This window comes from Bifidobacterium canis (assembly GCF_009727065.1).
GTDB lineage: Bacteria > Actinomycetota > Actinomycetes > Actinomycetales > Bifidobacteriaceae > Bifidobacterium > Bifidobacterium canis.
Genome location: NZ_WNLP01000019.1, coordinates 1 through 4,607, shown reverse-complemented (window position 1 = coordinate 4,607; position 4,607 = coordinate 1). Strand labels below are relative to the sequence as shown.

Sequence of the window (4,607 nt, the reverse complement as noted above, 5' to 3'; positions counted from 1 at the left end):
AAGCCAAAACACCGGCGTGTCGAAACCAACAAACAACCCACCAACAACCAACAACACAAACACACACCCACCCATCCAAACCACGGAATCGACAACGAAGCGGCAGACGGCGCACAGCCGACAACAAAGCCACGCCCACCGCCGGGAACGCGGCACACACCGCGAAAACGACAGCCCGAAACCATCCGCCAGACCTCCGGACAACCCCGCGCCCCGCCGACGGATCCACGGGCTATCCGACGCTCTCCGCGCGCACCATCGCGGCATTCCCGCCAGCGGAATATGAAACCGCCTCGGGATCGGGCAGCCGACTCCGAGGGAACAACGGAAAACCACAGTCCCCAAACCGCGGCCACCCAACCTCCGGACGGCCCCACACCCCACCAGCACAACAAAGGGAAACACAATACCTGGCCCCAAACAGACAGGACGCTGACCACCAGCCACATCGACACAACCGCGGCACACACCGCACAAACGACAACGAAGAACCCCATTCATCGCCAAAAACGCGGGGCACGCCGCACAAACGACAACGAACGCAGACCGGCAAAAACGGACACAGAGAAACCAAACACCCCGTCCACCCGCGGGGACACGAAACCACCCTCGACCCAGACAGACCGCCTCGGAGAACCGCCATGCAACGCCACTCCGCGAAACCCGACACCCAGCCCCACATGACCCCACACCGCCACCAGCACAATAAGGCACACAAAAATACGCCAGCAACAGCAACCCGGTGCGCATGACACCGCTCATGGCACAGCGCAACAAAAGCGGCAGCGTAACGAACTCACGCAAACGCTGCAACAAACATCATGCTGTCCCAGCGAATTCGGCCAGCTCCACCAACTCCACCAACTCAGTAATTTATTTTTGCATAACCAGCCAATCTACACAGTTCGCGCATCAATTGCTCTGCCCGCTGATTTCCCATGCCAGTCCTATGCTTTCCAACTCATCAACCCTAGAATGAAAGCAGTTGCAGCGGTGCTATTTCAACGTCGAAATAACTCAATAACTAAACGTTGCACGTGAAACACCTGATAGTGGGGGCGGGAATCATGGGACGCAAATCTAGCCAAATACGTAAGCAAAACGAACAATTCAAATGGAAGATCGCACCAGCCGACGCAGAAATCTACGATACCGGAGCGGCAATCCTGCGCAGCGATATCCGTCTGTCACCAGTCCAGCAGGAGCAAGCCACACACAAGCTCGCCCAGCAAATCCTGGCTGCTGAGCAGCGTGGCGAATCCGTGGACGAACTCACCGGCGGCAATATCTACGCGTTCTGCAAAGCGATCACCGCGAGCATGCAAGTGCGCCCCGCGGCCGCCCGCATTGGCACGTGGATATATCGCATGATGATATTGCTCGCCATCATCTCCGGAGGCGTGCTCGTAGCCGGTCTTATATCCGGCAATTCCGCTCACACACTGCCTCTGGCACAGTTTGGTATCGGGTTTCTCGCCGCTTGGACCGCGCTAATCGTGCTCAGTATGGTCACGCTGGCCATGCCATATCAAATGACGTTCGCGCGCTGGCGCACAGGCAAAGTGCACTGGAGCTTGTGGGTTGTATTCTTCGCGATCTACTTCCTGCTGCAACTCATCCCCGGCCAAGTGACGCTGTCTGTCATACCGTTCGGCATACTCTGCGCAGTCACTAGCGTCTACGCAATAATCGCGTATCTCTTCTTCGAATAACACATTGTGCGCAATGGTGTTGTGCTGCTTACGCAGGCAGCACAGCACCATGCTTGAGATTTCACGTGAAACTCATAGAGCTAATACGCAAAATTGCAAAATTCTAAAAAGTTCGCGCAGATACTCATCTGCGCGAATAACACATCCGCAGAAATAGAATCCTGCGCCTGCTCACCCAAAAACTGGATTGTGTACCGAATAACAGTGCGTGAGCATCTCGCTTACGAGGCGACATTACCGAGCATCTTCACGCATATTAGTGCTGTTATTTCAAGGATTTCCGACGATCGTACTTGCCGAATAAGTCCCTAATGTCGCCTCGTAAGCAAGATACCCACGCCAACACTTAAAACGCAGTCAATTTCTGTTACATAGGTTGCAGTTTAGCTACAGATAATCTATTATCTGTAGCTAACTAATATTACAGGCAGCAGATAATACGCAAATTACTCAGCAGAACACACGGGGTAGATAGTGGACGCATGGCAGATTCCCGCGCTCGAATATGAGGAGCACACGTGGCACATCGCAGATGATGCACCGGTTTCGCGCAGCAGACGGTCTCGCGGGAACGGCGCGTACCGCTCCGCGATCCCAATTCGCATGAGCAGCATAGATTTCAACACCATGCCAGCTGAACTGCAAACTGATCTCGAAGACGCATCGGTGGCGCTCAGCCGCTTCGATACGCGCGCTTCCATGCAGTTCGGGGATCGCGTGCTCACTCTCGGGCCGATGAGCGCGGTGCTGCTGCGCACCGAAGCGACGTCATCGTCGCAGATCGAGAATCTGACAGTCGGCGCGAAAAATCTGGCACTCGAGCTGCTGCACGAAGGCAATAGTCAGAACGCGGCGGTGGTCGTGGGCAATGTGCGCGCGATGGAATCCGCGCTGGAGCTCGCCGACGACATCTCCACCGAGCATCTGCTCGCTGTGCACCGCGCGCTGCTCTCCGCGCAGAGCGGGTGGGAGTCATACGCCGGCGCGTTCCGCACGCAGCTGGTGTGGGTGGGCACAAGTTCGTATTCGCCACGCGGCGCATCATATGTGGCGCCGCAGCCGGAGCTCATCCCCACCGCGATCGATGATCTCATCGAATTCATGCGCCGCGATGACGTGCCCGTTCTTGCACAGTGCGCGCTTGCTCACGCGCAGTTCGAGACGATCCACCCGTTCGCAGACGGCAACGGGCGCACCGGTCGCGCACTTGTGCACGCAATTTTGCGTAACAAAGGACTCACTCCCCACGTTGTGCCGCCTGTTTCCGCCGGATTATTGCGGCACACCGAGCAATATTTCGACGCATTGACTGCATATCGTGCCGGTGATGCCGCACCTATTATCGAGAATTTCGCGGAGGCGGCACAGTTCGCGTCGAGCAGTGGCACGCAGCTCATCGACGATATTGCCGCGCAACTTGAGCAAACACGCGAATTATTGCACGGCGTGCGTCGCGATGCCGCGGTGTGGAAAGTGCTACCGTACCTTGTTGCGCAGCCGATCATCAATTCGAATTATCTGCGCACCGTTGTGGGATTGACCAAATCGCAAGCAGAGCGTGCGCTGAAGACGCTGGCTCAAGCGGGAGTATTGACTGCGCGCAGCAACGCAAAACGTGACGTTGTGTGGGAACATCGCGGCATGCTCGACGTGCTCGATGATTACGCCGCCTCGCTGCGGCGCGGGTGAGGTTTGCGCGTACGTGGTATTCCGAGGCGTCCGCGCTCGGCACGTTATGTCTATTTGGAAAATACGCGCTTTATTCGGAGAATGCGCGCTCCATTTGGAAAACAGGTCACTTTTCGGCCGGAATGGTGACGTTTTCTCCGATTAGCGCGCGCGTTTTCCAATCAGCCTGCCGTATTTTCCAAGTAGAGTGCGTATTTCCCAAATAGGACGACACACTTCCCGATTATCGCGTGGTTTTTCTTTGGACTGCCCAATGGATTCTTCAAGCGGCGTTGTCTCGTCGATGCCATCTTGCACAGGTCACCATGCCCTCAAAGATTTTGCTGGCGGGGATATGAAACCATCAGGGGGCTTGGTATTCGTTTCTGTAGAATCGCTATTTTCCGCCGTTCCGCAGGAGCGTGTACGGTGCCGGCCGAGCGTTTTATATCCCCGCCAGCGAAATGACTTCCCGCGGTGGTGCGTACGAGGGGCGTGTCCGCGTGCAGTGAGCAGAACGGAGCTGCTATATGCACGTGAATGAATCGCCTTGCGCGCTCCGAACGGAACCAGGCTGTTGACTGCAGTCCTGGGAGCCCGCTCATGCACAACCAGCAGAAAGCAACTGCCTCCGGTGCGCAAAGCCGCTCCCCCGCGTGCACCCGGCAGAATGCTCCTGCCATCGGTGCACGGGAAAACTCCCTCACGTGCAGTGCACAGAACGCATCTGCTAACTGTGCGCGAACAAGTCGACTCACGCACACCGAACGGAGCGCATCTGCCAACAGTGCGCGAAGGAACCTGCTCGCGCACGCCGAGCAGAAGGCGTCTGCTGCCAGTGCATGAAGATGATCCCACGCATGCACCCAGCAGAACACTCCTGCCGTCAGCGTACGGGGATGCATCCTTACGTGCAGTGAACAGGACGGGACCGTTGCGTGCAGGCAAGGGGACTCCCCCGCGTGCATCCGGCAGGATGCATCTGCCGCCGGTGCGTGAAGCCGCCTTCCCGCGCGCATCCGAGGGGGTGGGTGGGATTCCCACCCGGGTATGAAAAGGAGGCTCCAAGGATCGTGTCCTTGGAGCCTCCCTCTACGTGTTGTTGCGGCGGTGTGCTACTCTCCCATGCCCTCTCAAGCATAGTACCATCGCCGTGCCAGGGCTTAGCTTCCGGGTTCGGAATGGGACCGGGCGTCTCCCCTGGGCCATGGCCGCCGCAAAATCTTA

2 protein-coding genes and 1 rRNA gene are annotated in these 4,607 nt (G+C 57.3%); 2 read left to right on the top strand and 1 reads right to left on the bottom strand.

Translation table 11 applies throughout. The annotated features are described in order from the left end of the window. The first annotated feature begins 1,067 nt into the window (after window positions 1–1,067). Together GSD1FS_RS09450 and GSD1FS_RS09445 are read left to right on the top strand one after the other, a co-directional pair. Window positions 1,068–1,712 carry a hypothetical protein gene (locus tag GSD1FS_RS09450; RefSeq protein WP_155589377.1) on the top strand — a complete coding sequence of 215 codons (645 nt, stop codon included), beginning with the start codon at window positions 1,068–1,070 and terminating at the stop codon, window positions 1,710–1,712. A 474-nt stretch (window positions 1,713–2,186) separates the two neighbouring features. Then, window positions 2,187–3,401, top strand: coding sequence for a Fic family protein (locus tag GSD1FS_RS09445; RefSeq protein WP_343030277.1), 1,215 nt, complete (start codon window positions 2,187–2,189; stop codon window positions 3,399–3,401). A gap of 1,081 nt (window positions 3,402–4,482) precedes the next feature. On the opposite strand, the gene rrf is transcribed toward GSD1FS_RS09445, so the two are convergent. After that, a 5S ribosomal RNA gene (gene rrf / locus GSD1FS_RS09440) occupies window positions 4,483–4,599 on the bottom strand. Window positions 4,600–4,607: the final 8 nt, after the last annotated feature.